Raw genomic sequence first — 19,294 nt, 5'->3', positions numbered from 1 at the left:
GCACGCCCAGTAAAGCATGATGTCAGTGTGACATCAATTAATTTACGTGGCATGTTAACGGGGTCAAGATCTGGCGCTCGCCGCCGATAAAACACTTAGTGAACTGCACAATCCCCAGGCGCAGCACTTACCAGCGCATTTCAGGAGCTCTTAATGGCCGGCATTCTCGACACGGTAGATCAACGCACGCAATTGGTGGGTGAGAATCGCCTGGAGATCCTCATGTTTCGCCTGGCCGGGCGGCAGCTGTTCGCCATTAACGTGTTCAAGGTGCAGGAAGTGCTGCAACTGCCCAAGCTCACGTTGATGCCCCAGCGCCACCCGTTTGTCTGCGGCGTGGTCAACCTGCGGGGCCAGACCCTGCCGGTGATCGACCTGTCCCAGGCGATTGGCATGCGCCCGCTGGTGCCGGGTCCGAACAGCACCATTATTGTGACCGAGTACAACCGCTCGGTGCAGGCGTTCCTGGTGGGCGGCGTGGACCGCATCGTCAACATGAACTGGGAAGCCATTCTGCCGCCGCCGACCAGTGCCGGTCGCCAGCATTACCTCACCGCCATCAGCAAGGTCGATGACCAGTTGGTGGAAATCATCGACGTGGAAAAAGTCCTCGCCGAGATCGTCCCGTACAACGCCAAGGTCTCGCGGGAGAAGCTCGAAGACCCGGTGCTCGAACGGGCCCGTGGCCGCGAAGTGCTGCTGGTGGACGACTCCAACGTGGCGCTGTCGCAGCTGCGTGACACCCTCGGCCAGTTGGGGATCAAGATGCATATCGCCAGCGACGGCCTCAAAGCGCTGAACATGCTCAAGTCCTGGGCCGACGCCGGGCACGTGATGACCGACAAGCTGCTGATGATCTTCACCGACGCGGAAATGCCGGAAATGGACGGCTACCGCCTTACCACGGAGATCCGCAACGACCCACGCCTGCGCAAGCTGTACGTGGTGCTGCACACGTCGCTGTCGGGCAGCTTCAACGAATCGATGGTCAAGAAGGTCGGGTGCGACAACTTCCTGTCCAAATTCCAACCCGACAAACTGGTGGATGTGGTGCGTCAGCGACTGATGCTGGACGAACAGCCGGCTTGACCTTAGGGTGACGGCTTCGTCTCCCAGGAATGCAGGCCCATGCTTCGTCTCAGCGCGTTGTACCGTTATCCCTTGAAATCCGGCAAGGCCCAGTCCTTGCCGCATGTCGGCCTGGATAAACTCGGGCTGGACGGGGATCGACGCTGGATGCTGGTGGACGAACCCAGCGGGCGCTTCCTGACGCAGCGCACCGAAAACAAAATGAGCCAACTGTCGGCATTGTGGAACAGCGCCGGCGGCCTGACCCTGAGTTCCCCCGGCCACCCCTCCCTCGACGTTGCGTTGCCCGGCGAAGACGCCAACTTGCGTGGCGTGACCATCTGGCGCGACACCGTGCGCCTGCCGGACGCCGGCGACGCCGCGGCGGCGTGGGTCAGCGAATTTATCGGCAAGCCGACCCGACTGGTGCACATGCCGCCGCAACGTGCGCGTACCACGCAGTCCGGCTATGGCCGGGACGATGATCAGGTGGCGCTGGCCGACGGTTATCCCTTGCTGCTGATTGGCCAGGCCTCCCTGGACGACCTGTCCGAGAAGGTCGGCCGCCCCATGGAGATGCTGCGCTTTCGGCCCAACCTGGTGATCGAAGGCGCCGACGCGTTTGCCGAAGACAGCTGGAAGCGCCTGCGCATCGGCGACGTGGAGTTCCGGGTGGTCAAGCCGTGCTCGCGGTGCATTCTCACCACCATCGACCCGCGCACCGGCGAGCGCAGCGCCGATCGCGAACCGTTCGCCACCTTGAATGGTTACCGCAAGACCGAAGCCGGCGCGATGTTTGGCCAGAACCTGGTCAACGATGGCGTGGGCCGCCTGGAAGTCGGCATGCCGGTGACAATCCTCGAATAATTCAGCGCCCATACAAAAATGCCCGTCTCCAGGAGACGGGCATTTTTTTGCCGGGCGGAATCCTCAGCCGCGGTATTCGCACAGGTAAGCGGTGTCGACCTCGACCTTCAGCTGGAATTTGCTGTTGGCCGGTACGTTGAACTGGCTGCCGGCGGCGAAGGTCTGCCAGTCGTCGGCGTCCGGCAGTTTGACGGTCAGGGCGCCCGAGACCACGTGCATGATTTCACGCTGGGCGGTGCCGAACTCATATTCACCCGGGGCCATCACGCCGATGGTCGCCGGGCCTTCAGCGGTGCCGAACGCGATCGACTTGACGGTGCCGTCGAAGTACTCGTTGACTTTGAACATGGGCGAATCCTCGGAAAAGTTGCCTTCCCTGCAGGAGCGAGGGCAGCGTTATGGAAAAGGTCGGCCAGTATGCCCAAGCGTGGCAAGGCTGCCTAGACCGGCAAAATCAGCGGCAACAGGCGGGCAGTGTTGCGTGCGTCTTCCAGTGCCCGGTGCTGCTGGCCATGGAACTGCATGCCGGCCAGTTGCAGCGCGCCGTTGAGCCCCAGCGGTTTGTCCAGGCGCCGGGCCTTGGCGAAGCGTTGCTTGAGGTTGATGTGGGGTGTGTGGGCCAGGGCGCTGTCCAGGCCGTGGCGTTGCCACTCCAGTTCCAGTTGCTGGCGGTCGTAGTCGCCCCAGCTGGCCCAGCCTTCCAACCGCGTCTGGTGCTGGCCCAGCCAGCGTTCGAACAGCGGCCACACCTCGCTCAGCGGCGTCGCCGCGTCGATATTGGCCTGGGTGATATGGGTGAGCTGGCGGCAGAACGGCGTCAGCAAAGGGCGGCGCTGCGGCCGTACAAAGCGCTGGAAATGATCCACTTCGCGGCCCTGGCGGTTAACCAGGCTCGCGCCGATCTCGATGACTTCCATCTCCGTCACGGGCCAGCCGCCTTCATCCGTCGTGGCTTCAAGGTCAATAATCAGCCAATGAGGCATGGTGCAGGTTCCCGTACTCTTCCCGTCCTGGGGGATAGAGCGTAGACGGCTCTTGTAGTTCCGCGCTGTTTTTTCGTGGGGGCCTGGTGTCTTTGCCTGCCTCGTCGGGTCACCGCCTCGGCAATCCACCATACCGGCTACCAGGCAAGCACTTGGTTTGTACATTGCATTTGCACGTTAAGCCCGAGCGCTTGCTTGGGTGGCCGGCACCGCCTAAATTGCCGGCCAAGACGTTCGCGAGCGGGAAAGGAGAGAAACATGGATGAGCAAAAAGCCCTGCGGGTGATGCGCACCCTGGTCGACGGCGGCCAATTGACCGACCCCGACAGCGCCCGGGGCAAGTTGCTGCAGACGGCGGCTCACCTGTTTCGCAATAAGGGCTTCGAGCGCACCACGGTGCGCGACCTGGCCGGCGCCGTGGGCATCCAGTCCGGCAGTATCTTTCATCACTTCAAGAGCAAGGACGAGATTCTGTGGGCGGTGATGCAAGAGACCATCCGCTACAACACCGCGTTGATGCGTGCGTCGCTGGAAGAGGCGGGTGACGTGCGCGAGCGTGTGCTGGCGCTGATCCGCTGTGAATTGCAGTCGATCATGGGCGGCAGCGGCGAAGCCATGGCGGTGCTGGTGTATGAATGGCGTTCGTTGTCGGCCGAGGGCCAGGCGCACGTGCTGGCGTTGCGAGACGTGTATGAACAGATCTGGCTGCAGGTGCTGGGTGAGGCCAAGGCCGCCGGCTACATTCGCGGCGACGTGTGCATTACCCGGCGTTTCCTGACGGGTGCACTGTCGTGGACCACCACGTGGTTCCGCGCCGAGGGAAGCCTGACCCTCGAGCAGTTGGCGCAGGAAGCGTTGTTAATGGTTTTAGAGGGGGTTTGAGGCGCAAGTGGTTAATTTGCCGATGGTTAAGTTGTCTCTGTGGGCAAAAACGCCTAGCTTAATGCCATCAGAGTATTGAACGGTGTGTGCCTTGATGTTATCGCCATGGCGGTTGGCTGCAGGAGTTACTTTATGGGCACTGGGCACCGCGGGGTGGATGCCCGCTTCGGCTGCGCAACTGGTGCGGATCGGTGCGGCGCATTTCCCACCCTACACCGTGCGCCCCGAGCAGGGCGCCGACACGGGGTTGCTGCCCCAGCTGGTGGAAGCGTTGAACGGCGCCCAGGGCGATTATCAGTTTGTGCTGGTGCCCACTTCCATTCCCCGGCGTTTCCGTGATTTCGAGCAAGGCCGGGTCGATATGGCGATCTTTGAAAACCCCGATTGGGGTTGGCAGGGCATTCCCCACATCAGCGTCGACATGGGCCTGGAAGACGCGGAAATCTTCGTCGCCCAGCGTGAGGACGGGCGCGACCAGCGCTATTTCGCCGATCTGACCGGCAAGCGTCTGGCGGTGTTCAGCGGGTATCACTACGCTTTCGCCAACTTCAACGCCGACCCCAAGTTCCTGGCCGAACGCTTCAACGCCACGTTGACCTATTCCCATGACAGCAACCTGCAGATGGTCGCCCGCGACCGCGCCGACATTGCGCTGGTGACGCGTTCGTACCTGAGTGACTTCATGGTGCGCAATCCGAAAGTCGGCGAGCAGTTCCTGGTCTCCGAACGTATCGACCAGGTGTATCACCACTACGCGCTGCTGCGCCCCAATGCGCCGATCACCGGCGAGGCCTTCGCCGCTCTGCTCAAGGGCCTGCGCGACAACGGCCAGATGCTGAAAATTTTCGAACCTTACCGCATCGATGTGATGCCGGTGCCTTGAACGGCGGCGCGTTGCTCGGCGGGCGCAACCTCCATCAAACCCGCCGCGCAAACGTATCGCTGTGGTTTCCCGACACCTTGCGGCAGTGCACCAGCGCATCGCGAATCATAAAGTTCACCAGGGTTGGCGAGACGCCCAGCTCCTTGGCGATGTCCTTTTGCGGTACCCCGTGCAAGCGGTACATCTCGAATGCATAGCGGGTGCGCTGGGGCAGTTGCGTCAGCGCGTCGGCGATGTTTTCCAGGGTGTTGAAATTAATGTGGGACGTCTCCGGCGAAGCACCGTGAATCACCACATTCAAGCCTTCCTCTTCGGTCCCGGAGTATTTGAGTTCCAGCGCCTGCTTGCGGTAGTGATCGATCGCCAGGTTGCGCACGATCTGGAACAGGTAACTGAGCTGGGCCTTGAACGATGACGTAATCGTCGGCGCCGACTGCAACCGGAAGTAGGCGTCCTGCACTACGTCTTCGGCCCGCGAGCGGCACCCGGTGATACGTGCCGCGATCTTCACCAGGATCGTTCGATTGTCGACGAATGCCTGGAGAAGGGGTGAGTCGCACCTGCCTGTGGTTACTGGTTCCGTCATGGAAATCACCTTGTCGCTGAGAGGTTAGGGGAGGGCTTCCTTGCTGAGGCCTCCTACACATCGGGCAACAAATTATGCTTAATGATAATGATTGTCAAATGAGAAGACGAACTAATCTTATGCCTTTCGGCGCGGCATAGGCACGCCTCGTGTGCGCCGCCGGCGACTAATTATTTGCCGATGCCGTCCGTTCTCTTGGGTGACAGGTCCGTTAGCGCAGCGGCCAAGGATCAGCACCCGCAGGAGGGCGAGATGGGTTTTTATCGTGCACACAGCGTGTCTCACATCGGAGTGCTCCAGCGATGAGCGCACCGAGCCGAATGCGTCTGTATTGCCTGCCCTATTCCGGCGCCAGCGCCATGGTGTATATGCGCTGGCGGCGCGCGCTGCCGGACTGGCTGCACATCTGTCCGCTGGAGTTACCCGGCCGTGGCATGCGCATGGATGAGCCTTTGCAGCGCGACATCAAGGCCCTCGCGGCGCAACTTGCGCAGGAGATCAGCCACGACCTGAACGCCCCCTATGCGTTGTTCGGCCACAGCCTTGGTGGCCTGCTGGCCTTCGAACTGGCCCACGCGCTGCATGCCCGCAACCTTCCCGCGCCGCTGGCGCTGTTCGCCTCCGGCACCGCCGGGCCGGCGCAGCGCGACGTCAGCGAATACGCGATTGAAAAAACCGATGAGCAACTGATCGCCCGCCTGCGCCAATTGCAGGGCACCACCGAAGAAGCCCTGGCCAACCCCGAATTGATGCAGCTGATGCTGCCGATCCTGCGCGCCGATTTTCTGCTCTGCGGCAGTTTCAGTTATGGCGAGCGCCCGCAGCTGGGCATGCCGATCCATGTGTTGGGCGGCAAGCAGGACAGCGTACGCGCCGACCAATTGCTCGACTGGCAGCGCGAGGCCGCGAGCGGCTTCTCCCTGGACTGGTTCGACGGTCACCACTTCTTCCTGATGCAGCAGGAAAGCGCAGTGCTGCGCTGCGTGCGGCGCTATGCCGAGGCGCACCTGGCGCGCTGGCGCAATGGCGAGGCGCGGCAACTGGCCGCCAGCTGAACGCCCTCAATTTTTCCGATTTCCCCGTAAGCCGATTTCAGGCAGGAACCCCATGATGGACGCCTTCGAACTTCCCCGTACCCTGGTCCAGTCCCTTCAACGTCGCGCCGCGCACACCCCGGATCAGGTGGCGCTGCGCTTCCTGGCCGAGTCGGTCGAGCACAACGTGGTGCTCAGTTACCGCGACCTGGACCTGCGCGCCCGCACCATCGCCGCCGCCCTGCAGGCGCACGCGAGCCTGGGCGACCGCGCGGTGCTGTTGTTCCCCAGCGGCCCGGATTACGTCGCGGCGTTCTTTGGTTGCCTGTACGCCGGCGTGATCGCGGTGCCTGCTTACCCTCCGGAGTCCACGCGTCGTCACCATCAGGAGCGCCTGCTGTCGATTATCGGCGACGCCGAGCCGCGCCTGTTGCTGACCATCGCCAGCCTGAGCGACGGCCTGGCGCAACTCGACAATGCGCCGCCGGTGCTGAGCGTCGACACCCTCGATGCGCAGCTCGCCGAGCAGTGGGTCGCCGCCGACCTGCAAGCCGATGACATCGCCTTCCTGCAATACACCTCCGGTTCCACCGCGATGCCCAAGGGGGTGCAAGTCAGCCACGGCAATCTGGTGGCCAACGAAGTGCTGATCCGCCGCGGCTTCGGCATCGACCTCAACCCGGACGACGTGATCGTCAGCTGGCTGCCGCTGTACCACGACATGGGCCTGATCGGCGGTCTGCTGCAACCGATCTTCAGCGGCGTGCCGTGTGTGCTGATGTCGCCTTCGTACTTTCTTGGCCGGCCCTTGCGCTGGCTGCAAGCGATCAGCGAATACGGCGGCACCATCAGCGGCGGCCCGGATTTCGCCTACCGCCTGTGCAGCGAGCGGGTCAGCGAGTCCGCCCTGGAGCGCCTCGACCTGAGTCGCTGGCGCGTGGCGTATTCGGGTTCCGAACCGATCCGCCTCGACACCCTGGAGCGCTTCGCCGAGAAGTTCGCGGTGTGCGGCTTCACCGCGAACCATTTCTTCGCCTCCTACGGGCTGGCCGAAGCTACGTTGTTCGTGGCCGGCGGTACTCGCGGCCAGGGCATCGCGGCACTGCGGGTCGACGACCAGGCGCTGGCCGCCAACCGTGCCGAGCCGGGGCAGGGCAGTGCGATCATGAGCTGCGGCACCAGCCAGCCGGAACACGCGGTGCTGATCGCCGATCCGCACACCTTGAGCGAACTGCCCGACAGCGCCGTCGGCGAGCTGTGGGCCAGCGGCCCGAGCATCGCCCACGGCTACTGGCGCAACCCCGAAGCCACCGCCAGGACCTTTGTGCAGCACGCCGGACGTACCTGGCTGCGCACCGGCGACCTGGGCTTTATCCGTGACGGCGAGGTGTACATCACCGGCCGTCTCAAGGACCTGTTGATCGTGCGCGGTCACAACCTCTATCCCCAGGACATCGAACAAACTATCGAACGCGAAGTGGAAGGGGTGCGCAAAGGCCGGGTGGCGGCGTTCGCCGTCAGCGACCAGGGCGTGGAGGGTATTGGCATCGCCGCCGAAATCAGCCGCAGCGTGCAGAAAATCCTGCCGCCCGAAGCGCTGATCAAAGCGATCCGCCAGGCAGTAGCCGAGGCCTATCAAGAGGCGCCATCGGTGGTGGTGCTGCTCAACCCCGGCGGTTTGCCCAAGACCTCCAGCGGCAAAGTGCAGCGCGCGGCCTGTGGGCTGCGCCATGCCGACGGCAGCCTCGACAGCTATGCGCAATTCCCCGGTCGGCAGGTGCCGGCCGCTCAGGCCGCATTGGAATCCGATCTGCAGCGCCGGATCGCCGCGATCTGGTGCGAGCAATTGCAGGTCCCGAGCGTTGCCGCCGACGACCACTTCTTCCTGCTCGGCGGCAACTCCATCAACGCTACCCAAGTGATCGCGCGTCTGCGTGAAAGCCTGGGCCTGGAGCTGAACCTGCGCCTGCTGTTCGAGGCGCCGACCTTGCACGGTTTCGCCACGCAGGTCGCGCGCCTGCAACAGGATGGCGGTGTGGCCCAGGGTGCTATCCGCGTCTTGTCGCGCGACGATGAACGGCCCCAATCCCTGGCGCAGAACCGCCTGTGGATTACCTGGCAACTCGACCCACGGAGCAGCGCCTACACCATCCCCGGCGCTTTGCGCCTGCGCGGCGAGCTGGATGAACACGCCGTGCGCGCCAGCTTCGCGCACTTGATCCAGCGCCACGATGCCCTGCGCACACGCTTCTACGAACGCGACGGCCAGGCCTGTCAGCGCATCGACGCCGAGGCGGTGTTCGACCTGCCGCTCATCGACCTCGGCGACCTGCCCACCGCCGAGCGCGAGGCTCGCGCGGCGCAGATCCGCGAGGACCAGGCGCACACCCCGTTCGATCTGGAAAAAGGCCCGCTGCTGCGGCTGACCCTGGTGCGCCTGGACGATGAGGATCACCAGTTGCTGGTGACGCTGCACCACATCATCGCCGACGGCTGGTCGCTGACTATTCTGCTCGACGAGTTTTCGCGCCTGTATGCCGCCGCCGTCCAGGGCCAGGCGCTGACGCTGGCGCCCCTGGCCGTGAGCTACGCCGATTACGGCAGCTGGCAACGCCAATGGCTGGCCGACGGTGAGGGCCAGCGCCAACTGGCGTACTGGAAGGCGCAATTGGGCGATGAACATCCGGTGCTGAGCCTGGCTACCGATCACCCGCGTTCCGCGCAGCACCGCCGCAGCGCGGCGCGGCACAGCGTGCGCTTGAGCACGCCTCTGAGCGAAGCCATTCGCCAGACCGCCCTGGCCCACGACTCCACGCCATTCATGCTGTTGCTCGCGGCGTTCCAGACCCTGCTCTATCGCTACAGCGGCCAGCGCGATATTCGCATCGGCGTGCCCAACGCCAACCGCCCGCGCCAGGAAACCCAGGGGCTGGTGGGCTTTTTCATCAATACCTTGGTGCTGCGCGCCGAACTGCACGGGCGTATGCCGTTCAGTGAGCTGCTGGCCGCCACCCGCCACACCGCATTGGGGGCACAGGCCCATCAGGACCTGCCGTTCGAGCAACTGCTGGAAGCCTTCCCTCAGGCCCGCGAACAGGGCCTGTTCCAAGTCATGTTCAACCATCAACAGCGCGACTTGAGCGCCCTGCGCCGCCTGCCTGGGATGCTCGCCGACGAATTGCCGTGGCACAGCCGCGAGGCCAAGTTCGACCTGCAGCTGCACAGCGAAGAGGACCGCAATGGGCGCCTGAGCCTGTCGTTCGACTACGCCGACGAATTGTTCGACGCGGCGACTATCCAGCGCCTGGCCGAGCACTTTATCCACCTGCTGAACGGTGTGTGCGAACAGCCGCGACAAGCCCTCGGCGACCTTCCATTGCTGCCACATGACGAGCAGCAGGCGTGGAACGCCGCGCCCTGCGCACCGGCCCGGCAATGGCTGCCCGAAGCCCTCGGGCGGCACACCTCGCACGCCACTGCGTTGGTGTGGGACGGCGGCAGCCTGAGCTTCGCCCAACTGCACGCCCAGGCCAACCGCCTGGCCCATTACCTGCGCGACAAAGGCGTCGGCCCGGATGTGTGCGTGGCCATCGCCGCCGAGCGTTCGCCGCAGTTGCTGATCGGCCTGCTGGCGATCATCAAGGCCGGCGGTGCCTATGTGCCGTTGGACCCGGACTACCCGGCCGAGCGCCTGGCCTACATGCTCAAGGACAGCGGCGTGCACTTGCTGCTGACCCAGACCGCACTGCTCGACCGGGTGCCGAGCGCCGACGGCGTGTGCGTGATCGCCATGGACAGCCTGCACCTGGACAGCTGGCCGACCCAAGCGCCGGGCCTGCACCTGCATGGCGACAACCTCGCCTACGTGATCTACACCTCCGGCTCCACCGGCCAGCCCAAAGGCGTGGGCAACACCCATCGGGCCTTGGCCGAGCGCTTGCAATGGATGCAGGCCACCTATCGGCTGGACGCCAGCGATGTGCTGATGCAAAAGGCACCGATCAGTTTCGATGTATCGGTATGGGAGTGCTTCTGGCCGTTGATCAGCGGCTGCCGCCTGGTACTGGCCGGGCCCGGCGAACACCGCGACCCGCACCGCATCGCACAGTTGGTGCAGACCTACGGCGTGACCACGCTGCACTTTGTGCCGCCGCTGTTGCAGCTGTTTATCGACGAGCCGCTGAGCGCCGAATGCACCAGTCTGCGTCGCCTGTTCTGCGGTGGCGAAGCCTTGCCCGCCGAGCTGCGCAACCGCGTGTTGGCGCAGTTGCCGGCGGTGCAGTTGCACAACCGTTACGGGCCGACCGAAACCGCGATCAACGTCACCCACTGGCACTGCCAGGCCGAGGATGGCGAGCGCTCGCCGATCGGCCGGCCGCTGGGCAATGTGATCTGCCGCGTGCTCGACGAACACCTCAACCCGCTGCCGGCCGGGGTGCCGGGCGAGCTGTGCATCGCCGGCATCGGCCTGGCGCGCGGTTACCTGGGACGTGCGGGGTTGACCGCCGAACGTTTCGTCGCCGACCCGCTGGGGGATGCGGGCACGCGCCTGTATCGCACCGGCGACCGGGTGCGCTGGGGCCGCGACGGCGTGCTGGAATACCTTGGTCGTCTCGATCAGCAGGTCAAGCTGCGCGGGTTCCGCGTGGAGCCGGAAGAAATCGAAGCGCGCCTGCTGGCCCTGGACGGCATCGCCCAGGCCGTGGTGCAGGTGCGTGACGCGCAATTGATCGGGTACTACACCGCGCACACCGCATTGGATGAACACGCGGTCAAAGCCGCCCTGGCCGCCGAGCTGCCGGAGTACATGGTGCCCGCGCAGCTGATGCGCCTGAACGCGATGCCCCTGAGCCCCAGCGGCAAACTCGACCGCCGCGCGTTGCCTGAGCCGGTGTGGCATACCCGCGAACACGTGGAACCCCAGACGCCCTTGCAACAGCAGATCGCCGCGATCTGGCGTGAGGTGCTCGGTATGCCGCAAGTGGGTCTGCGCGATGATTTCTTCGCCCTCGGCGGCCACTCACTGCTGGCCACCCAGATCGTCTCTCGCACCCGGCAGGCCTGCGACGTCGAGCTGCCGTTGCGCACCCTGTTCGACGCCAGCGAGCTGCAAGCATTCGTCGCGCAGGTCGCGCTGATCCAGGCCGCCGGCCAGCGCAATCAACACACGGCCATCGCCAGGGTCGACCGTCGCCAGCCGGTGCCGCTGTCCTATTCCCAGCAGCGCATGTGGTTCCTCTGGCAGATGGAACCGGACAGCCCGGCCTACAACGTCGGTGGCATGGCGCGTCTGCGCGGCGTGCTGGACGTGGGGCGTTTCGAGGCCGCGTTGCAGGCCCTGATCATGCGTCACGAAACCCTGCGCACCACGTTCCCCAGCGTCGACGGCGTGGCCTGTCAGCAGGTCTCGGCGCAGACCGGCGTGCGCATGGATTGGCGGGACATGTCCGCGCTCGATGCTACCGAGCGCCAGCAGCGCCTGCAGCAGTTGGCCGATCACGAAGCCCACACCGCGTTCAACCTGGAAACCGGGCCATTGCTGCGCGCATGCCTGGTCAAGGCCGGCGAGCAGGAGCATTACCTGGTGCTGACCCTGCACCATATCGTCACCGAAGGCTGGGCCATGGACATCTTTGCCCGTGAACTCAGCGCGCTGTACGAAGCGTTTATCGACGAGCGCGAGTCGCCGCTGGCGCCGTTGCCGGTGCAGTACCTGGACTACAGCGTGTGGCAGCGCCAATGGCTGGAAAGCGGCGAGCGTCAGCGCCAGCTGGATTACTGGACGGCGCAACTGGGCAGCGAACACCCCTTGCTGGAATTGCCCGCGGACCGCCCACGGCCGCCGGTGCAAAGCCATCGAGGCGAGCTGTATCGCTTCGACCTCAGCGATGAACTGGCCGCGCGCGTGCGGGCGTTCAATGCCGAGCACGGCCTGACGCTGTTCATGACCATGACGGCGACCCTGGCCGTGTTGCTCTACCGCTACAGCGGCCAGACCGACCTGCGCATCGGCGCCCCTGTGGCCAACCGCATCCGGCCGGAGAGCGAGGGGCTGATCGGCGCGTTCCTCAACACTCAGGTGCTGCGTTGCCGGCTCGATGGGCAGATGACTGTCCACCAATTGTTTGAGCACGTCCGCCACACCGTGATCGAAGGCCAGTCCCATCAGGACCTGCCGTTCGATCACCTGGTCGAAGCCCTGCAACCGCCACGCAGCGCGGCATACAACCCGCTGTTCCAAGTGATGTGCAACGTGCAGCGCTGGGAGTTCCAGCAGAGCCGCCAACTGGCCGGGATGACCGTCGAGTACCTGGCCAACGATGCGCGCGCCACCAAGTTCGACCTCAACCTGGAAGTCACCGATCTCGATCATCGCCTGGGGTGCTGCCTGACCTACAGCACCGACCTGTTCGACGAACCACGCATCGCGCGCATGGCCGAACATTGGCGCAATCTGCTCGAAGCGCTGATCGCCGACCCGCGTCAGCGCTTGAGCGAATTGCCGTTGCTGAGTGCCGCCGAGCGGCGCGAACTGCAACGCAGCCTCGGCGCCGAGCCCGGCGTGCATCGCCTCGACCAGTGCCTGCATCCGCTGTTCAGCCAACAGGCTCAGCGGCGTGGCGACGCCAAGGCGTTGACCTTTGCCGGCGAAACCCTCGGCTACCGCGAGCTGGATGCGCGCGCCAATCGCCTGGCCTGGATGCTGCGCGAGCGTGGCGTGGGGCCGCAGGTGCGCGTTGGCCTGGCGCTGCCCCGTTCCCTGGAGATGGTGGTCGGGCTGCTGGCGATCCTCAAGGCCGGCGGCGCCTACGTACCGCTGGACCCGGAATACCCGCTCGACCGTCTGCATTACATGATCGAAGACAGCGGCATCGGCCTGCTGCTCAGCGATGCGGCGATGTTCCAAGCCCTCGGCGAATTGCCGGCGACGGTGGCCCATTGGTGCCTGGAAGATGACCTTGCCGCGCTTGCCGATTACCCGGCTGATGAACTGCCCTTTATCAACCTGCCGCAGCACCAGGCGTACCTGATTTATACCTCCGGCTCCACCGGCAAACCCAAAGGCGTGGTGGTGTCACACGGTGAAATCGCCATGCATTGCCGGGCCGTGATCGAGCGTTTCGGCATGCGCGCCGACGACTGTGAGCTGCATTTCTATTCGATCAACTTCGACGCCGCCACCGAGCGTTTGCTCGTGCCGTTGCTCAGCGGCGCCCACGTGGTGCTGCGGGCCGAGGGGCAATGGGACGCCGAGCAGATCTGCGCGCTGATCCGCACCCATGGCGTTACGGTGCTGGGCTTTACTCCGAGCTACGGCAGCCAGTTGGCGCAGTGGCTGGCGACCCAACGGCAGACATTGCCGGTGCGCATGTGCATCACCGGCGGCGAAGCCCTGACCGGCGAGCACTTGCAGCGCATCCGCGCGGCGTTCCAGCCCCAGCTGTTTTTCAATGCCTACGGCCCCACCGAAACCGTGGTGATGCCGCTGGCCAGCCTGGCGCCGCCGCAGTGGGAGGAGGGCACCGGCAGCGTGCCGATCGGCAGCATTGTCGGTGAGCGTGTGGCGTACATTCTGGATGCCGATCTGGCCCTGGTGCCCCAGGGCGCGAGCGGCGAGTTGTACATCGGCGGGGCCGGGCTGGCCCAGGGTTACCACCAGCGTCCAGGCATGACCGCCGAGCGTTTTGTCGCCGACCCGTTTGCCACCGATGGCGGGCGCCTGTACCGCACCGGCGACCTGGTGCGCCAGCGCGCCGACGGCCTGGTGGAGTACCTGGGGCGCATCGACCATCAGGTGAAGATTCGCGGTTTCCGCATCGAGCTGGGGGAAATCGAAACCCGCCTGCTGGAACATCCCCAGGTGCGCGAAGCGGTGGTGCTGGCGCTGGAGGCCCCAAGCGGCCATCAACTGGTGGCGTACCTGGTCGGGGACGCCGACCACGCCGCCTTGCGCGAGGCGCTCAAAGCCCACCTCAAGGCACAACTGCCGGATTACATGGTGCCCGCGCACCTGATCATCCTCGACAGCATGCCGTTGACCGCCAACGGCAAGCTCGACCGCCGCGCCTTGCCGCAACCGGATCCCGAGGCCAATCGCCAACACTACGTGGCGCCACGCAACGCCCTGGAAAGTACCCTGGCCGCGATCTGGTGCGCGGTGTTGAACGTGCGGCAAGTCGGCCTGGACGATAACTTCTTTGAACTGGGCGGCGATTCGATCCTGTCGATCCAGGTGGTCAGCCGCGCGCGCCAGGCGGGCATTCACTTCAGCCCGCGCGACCTGTTCCAGCACCAGACCGTGCAAAGCCTGGCCGCCGTCGCCACCCGATCGGAGCGGGTCGTGGCCGAGCAAGGTGTACTCACCGGCAGCTCCGGGCTGACGCCGATCCAGCACTGGTTCTTCGACACCGACATCCCCGCGCGCCAGCATTGGAATCAGGCATTGCTGCTCAAACCGCTGCACCTGCTCGATCCCCGACGCCTGGAGCAGGCATTGCTGGCGGTGCTGGAGCACCACGATGCCCTGCGCCTGAGCTTCAGCCAGCGCGGCGCGCAGTGGCATGCCGACTATCGGGATGTGCCGGAAGCCGGCGTGCTGATGCAGGCGCAGGTGCGCGACATGGCGCAGTGCAGCGCCTTGTTCACCGACACCCAGCGCAGCCTCGACCTGGAGCACGGGCCGCTGCTGCGTGCCCTGCTGGTCGACGGCCCGCAAGGCCAGCAGCGCTTGCTGATTGCGGTTCATCACTTGGTCGTCGACGGCGTGTCGTGGCGCGTGCTGCTGGAAGACCTGCAAACCGTCTATCGCCGACTCAGCGACGGCCAACCCGTCAGCTTGCCGGCCAAGACCAGTGCGCTGCGCGATTGGGCTGCGCGGTTGCAGGCCTATGCCCAGAGTGAATCCCTGCGCGAAGAATTGAGCGTGTGGCAAGCGCAGTTGGCCGGCCCGGCCGTGACATTGCCGGTGCAGCGCCCCCAAGGCGCACGGCGCAATCGCGATGCCGAGACGGTCAGCGTGCGCCTGGATGCCGAACACACCCGCCAGTTGTTGCAACAGGCACCGAGCGCCTATCGCACCCAGGTCAATGACCTGCTGCTGACGGCCCTGGCGCGGGTGCTGTGCCGTTGGAGCGGCCATGACTCGGCACTGATCCAGCTGGAAGGCCATGGCCGCGAACCCCTGTTTGACGATATCGACCTGAGCCGCAGCGTCGGCTGGTTTACCAGCGCTTATCCATTGCGCCTGACACCGCAGGCGGAGCTGGGCGACTCGATCAAGGCAATCAAGGAGCAACTGCGCGCCTTGCCCCATAAGGGCCTGGGGTTTGGCGTGCTGCGCTACCTGGCCGATGACTTGTGCACACAGCGCATGGCCGCACTGCCGAGCGCGCAAATCACGTTCAACTACCTTGGTCAGTTCGACCAGAGCTTCGGCGCCGATGCGCTGTTCCATCCGCTGGAGGAGTCCACCGGCCTGGCCCATGATCCGGATGCGCCGCTGCCCAACGAACTGAGCGTCGACAGCCAGGTGTACGGCGGCGAGCTGGTGCTGCGCTGGACCTTCAGCCGCGAACGCCATGATCAACAGGTGATTCGCGAGCTGGCCGACGCCTACCTGGCCCAATTGCACAGCCTGATCGCGCATTGCCTCAAGACCGATGCCGGCGGCCTCACGCCGTCCGACTTCCCCCTGGCACGCTTGACCCAGGCGCAACTGGACACCCTGCCGGTGCCTGCCCAGGCGATCGAGGACGTCTACCCACTCACGCCGATGCAAGAGGGCCTGCTGCTGCATACCCTGCTGGAACCGGGCACCGGCCTCTACTACATGCAGGACCGCTACCGCATCAACAGTGCGCTGGACCCCGAACGTTTCGCCCAGGCCTGGCAAGCGGTAATCGCCCGCCACGAAGCCCTGCGCGCCTCGTTCTGCTGGAACGTCGGCGAAGACATGCTGCAGGTGATCCACAAGCCGGGCCTTGCGCCGATTGAATACCTGGACTGGAGCCACGACCCGCAAGCCGAGCACGAGCCGCGTCTGCAAGCGTTGCTCAAGGCCGAGCGCGAGGCCGGGTTCGATCTGCTCAACCAGGCACCGTTCCACCTGCGCCTGATTCGCGTGGGTGAGGCACGCTATTGGTTCATGATGAGCAACCACCATATCCTCATCGATGCGTGGTGCCGTTCGCTGCTGATGAACGACTTCTTTGAAATCTACCTGGCCCTCGGTGAAGGCCGCGATGCGCAACTGGCCACGCCGCCGCGCTATCGCGACTACATCGCCTGGCTGCAACGCCGCAACCTGGATGAGGCGCGCCAGTGGTGGCAGCAGAACCTGCAAGGGTTCGAACGAACCACGCCAATCCCCAGCGACCGGCCATTTCTGCGCGAACACGCCGGCCACAGCGGCGGCATGGTGGTGGGCGATTGCTACACCCGCCTCGATGCGCGTGACGGCGCACAACTGCGGGAGCTGGCCCAGGCCCATCAGCTGACCGTCAATACGTTCGCCCAGGCGGCCTGGGCCTTGGTCCTGCGCCGGGTCAGCGGCGATCGTGACGTGGTGTTCGGTGTGACAGTGGCCGGTCGCCCGGTGGACATGCCCGAGATGCAACACACGGTCGGCCTGTTCATCAACAGCATCGCGCTGCGGGTGCAACTGCCCGAAGACGGCCAGCCCTGCAGTGTGCGTCAGTGGCTGAGCGGCCTGCTCGACAGCAACATGCAATTGCGCGAGTACGAATACCTGCCGCTGGTGACTCTGCAGGAACACAGCGAACTGCCCAAGGGCCAGCCGCTGTTCGACAGCCTGTTCGTGTTCGAAAACGCCCCGGTGGACACCACGGTGCTGGACCGTGCCCACAGCCTTAATGCCACCTCGGACTCCGGCCGCACCCACACCAACTTCCCGCTGACCGCCGTGTGCTACCCCGGTGATGACCTCGGTTTGCACCTGTCCTACGACCAGCGCTACTTCGACGAAAGCACCGTGCAAGGCTTGCTCGCCGAGTTCAAACGCCTGCTGCTGGCGCTGGTGCAGGGCTTCCATGGCGACATGGCCGAGTTGCCGCTGATCGGTGTGCAGGAGCGCGAGTTTCTGGTGGAGGGTTGCAACCGGAGCGCGCACGCCTACCCGCTGGAGCGCAGCTATGTGGAGCTGTTCGAAGCCCAGGTGGCCGCGCACCCGCAGCGTATCGCCGCCAGTTGCCTTGATCAGCAATGGAGCTATGACGAGTTGAACCGCCGCGGTAATGGCCTGGGTCATGCCTTGATCGCAGCGGGTGTCGGCCTGGATCAACCGGTGGCGTTGCTGGCTGAACGCAACCTGGATCTGCTGGGCATGATCATCGGCAGCTTCAAGGCCGGTGCCGGCTACCTGCCATTGGATCCGGGCTTGCCGAGCCAGCGTCTGCGTCGCCTTATCGAGCTGAGCCGCACGCCGCTGCTGGTGTGCAGCGAGGCCTGTCGCGAGCAGGCCATCGCGCTGCTGGACGGGATTGACTGCCAGTTGCTGGTGTGGGACGACGTGCCGTCGCGAGGCGAAAACCCAGGGGTGTATAGCGGCCCGGACAACCTCGCCTACGTGATCTACACCTCCGGCTCCACCGGCTTGCCCAAAGGCGTGATGGTGCAACAGCGCGGCATGCTCAATAACCAATTGAGCAAGGTGCCGTACCTGGGTCTGACCTCGGCGGATGTGATTGCCCAGACCGCGTCCCAGAGTTTCGATATTTCCGTGTGGCAATTTCTCGCCGCGCCGTTGTTCGGCGCACGGGTGGACATCGTGCCCAATACCCTGGCCCACGATCCGCAAGGCTTGCTGATGCATGTGCAGGCCCAGGGCATCAGCGTGCTGGAGAGCGTGCCGTCGCTGATCCAGGGCATGCTGGCCCAGGACCGTATCAGCCTGGACGGCCTGCGCTGGATGCTGCCGACCGGCGAAGCGATGCCGCCGGAGTTGGCGCACCAGTGGCTGCAGCGCTACCCCGAGATTGGCCTGGTGAATGCGTACGGTCCGGCGGAATGTTCCGATGACGTGGCGTTCTTCCGCGTTGACCTGGCCTCCACCCGTGGCACCTACTTGCCGATCGGCACACCCACCGACAACAACCGTTTGTACCTGCTCGATGGCGCGCTGGAACTGGTGCCTCAAGGCGCCGTCGGCGAGTTGTGCGTGGCCGGCACCGGGGTAGGGCGCGGCTATGTCGGCGACCCGCTGCGCACCGCGCCGGTCTTCGTACCCGACCCGTTCGGCGCGCCGGGCGAGCGCCTGTACCGCACCGGTGACCTGGCGCGGCGGCGCAGCGATGGCGTGCTGGAATATGTCGGGCGTGTCGATCATCAGGTGAAGATTCGCGGCTACCGCATCGAACTGGGGGAAATCGAAGCGCGCCTGCATGAGCAACCGTACGTGCGCGACGCGGCCGTCGGTGTACAGGAAGGCGCCAACGGCAAGCACCTGGTGGGTTACCTGGTCGCTGCGGATACGGCGCTCAACCCGAGCGAACGCCTGGACCGCATCAAGCAACGCCTGCGCGCCGAACTGCCGGAATACATGGTGCCGCTGCACTGGCTATGGCTTGAGCGCCTGCCGCTCAACGCCAACGGCAAACTTGACCGCAATGCCCTGCCGGCCCTGGACATCGGCCAGTTGCACCGCCAGGGCTACCTGGCACCGCGCAATGAGCTGGAAACCACCCTGGCCGCTATCTGGGCCGAGGTGCTCAAAGTCGAACGGGTAGGCGTACAGGACAACTTCTTCGAACTGGGCGGGCACTCGCTGCTGGCCACACAGATTGCATCGCGCGTGCAGAAAACCCTGCAACGGGACGTACCGCTGCGCGCGATGTTCGAGTGCAGCACCGTGGCGGAGTTGGCCGAGTACATCGAAGGGTTGGCGGGTAATGAGATCAGCGTGGAGAAGGTGGATCGGTTGAGTGATCTGATGGCCGAGTTGGAAGGGCTCTGATCTGCGATGCTCGTTGCATCT

9 protein-coding genes are annotated in these 19,294 nt (G+C 64.8%); 6 read left to right on the top strand and 3 right to left on the bottom strand.

Translation table 11 applies throughout. The features are described 5' to 3' along the window. The first annotated feature begins 153 nt into the window (after positions 1 to 153). Both G7025_RS00555 and G7025_RS00550 read left to right on the top strand, forming a co-directional pair. Positions 154 to 1,089: a chemotaxis protein CheV gene (locus tag G7025_RS00555; RefSeq protein WP_181075792.1), complete on the top strand. Its 936-nt coding sequence runs from the start codon at positions 154 to 156 to the stop codon at positions 1,087 to 1,089. Between the two features lie 39 nt (positions 1,090 to 1,128). Beyond that, complete coding sequence (locus G7025_RS00550; protein ID WP_181075790.1) at positions 1,129 to 1,935, top strand: MOSC domain-containing protein; 807 nt, start codon at positions 1,129 to 1,131, stop codon at positions 1,933 to 1,935. A 63-nt stretch (positions 1,936 to 1,998) separates the two neighbouring features. On the opposite strand, the gene ppnP is transcribed toward G7025_RS00550, so the two are convergent. Together ppnP and G7025_RS00540 are read right to left on the bottom strand one after the other, a co-directional pair. Beyond that, positions 1,999 to 2,283 (bottom strand): pyrimidine/purine nucleoside phosphorylase, encoded by a 285-nt coding sequence (gene ppnP / locus G7025_RS00545; protein ID WP_181075788.1) that lies wholly within the window; start codon positions 2,281 to 2,283, stop codon positions 1,999 to 2,001. A gap of 92 nt (positions 2,284 to 2,375) precedes the next feature. After that, positions 2,376 to 2,918 carry an exonuclease domain-containing protein gene (locus G7025_RS00540; protein WP_181075786.1) on the bottom strand — a complete coding sequence of 181 codons (543 nt, stop codon included), beginning with the start codon at positions 2,916 to 2,918 and terminating at the stop codon, positions 2,376 to 2,378. A gap of 258 nt (positions 2,919 to 3,176) precedes the next feature. Here G7025_RS00540 and G7025_RS00535 point away from each other — a divergent pair, with 258 nt between their 5' ends. Beyond that, on the top strand, positions 3,177 to 3,800 hold the full coding sequence (locus G7025_RS00535; RefSeq protein WP_181075784.1) for a TetR/AcrR family transcriptional regulator: 624 nt from the start codon (positions 3,177 to 3,179) through the stop codon (positions 3,798 to 3,800). A gap of 94 nt (positions 3,801 to 3,894) precedes the next feature. After that, positions 3,895 to 4,683 carry a substrate-binding periplasmic protein gene (locus tag G7025_RS00530; RefSeq protein ID WP_181075782.1) on the top strand — a complete coding sequence of 263 codons (789 nt, stop codon included), beginning with the start codon at positions 3,895 to 3,897 and terminating at the stop codon, positions 4,681 to 4,683. 34 nt (positions 4,684 to 4,717) lie between these two features. Here the strand turns inward: G7025_RS00530 and G7025_RS00525 are convergent, their stop codons facing one another. After that, complete coding sequence (locus G7025_RS00525) at positions 4,718 to 5,269, bottom strand: RNA polymerase factor sigma-70 (protein WP_181075780.1); 552 nt, start codon at positions 5,267 to 5,269, stop codon at positions 4,718 to 4,720. 302 nt (positions 5,270 to 5,571) lie between these two features. Between G7025_RS00525 and G7025_RS00520 the strand changes: the two genes are divergently transcribed. Together G7025_RS00520 and G7025_RS00515 are read left to right on the top strand one after the other, a co-directional pair. Beyond that, complete coding sequence (locus G7025_RS00520) at positions 5,572 to 6,324, top strand: thioesterase II family protein (protein ID WP_181075778.1); 753 nt, start codon at positions 5,572 to 5,574, stop codon at positions 6,322 to 6,324. Between the two features lie 52 nt (positions 6,325 to 6,376). After that, complete coding sequence (locus G7025_RS00515) at positions 6,377 to 19,273, top strand: non-ribosomal peptide synthetase (RefSeq protein WP_181075777.1); 12,897 nt, start codon at positions 6,377 to 6,379, stop codon at positions 19,271 to 19,273. The last annotated feature ends 21 nt before the right edge of the window (positions 19,274 to 19,294 follow it).

This window comes from Pseudomonas lurida, from assembly GCF_013522705.1.
Lineage (GTDB): Bacteria > Pseudomonadota > Gammaproteobacteria > Pseudomonadales > Pseudomonadaceae > Aquipseudomonas > Aquipseudomonas quebecensis.
This window is presented reverse-complemented; position numbering and strand designations above follow the sequence as displayed.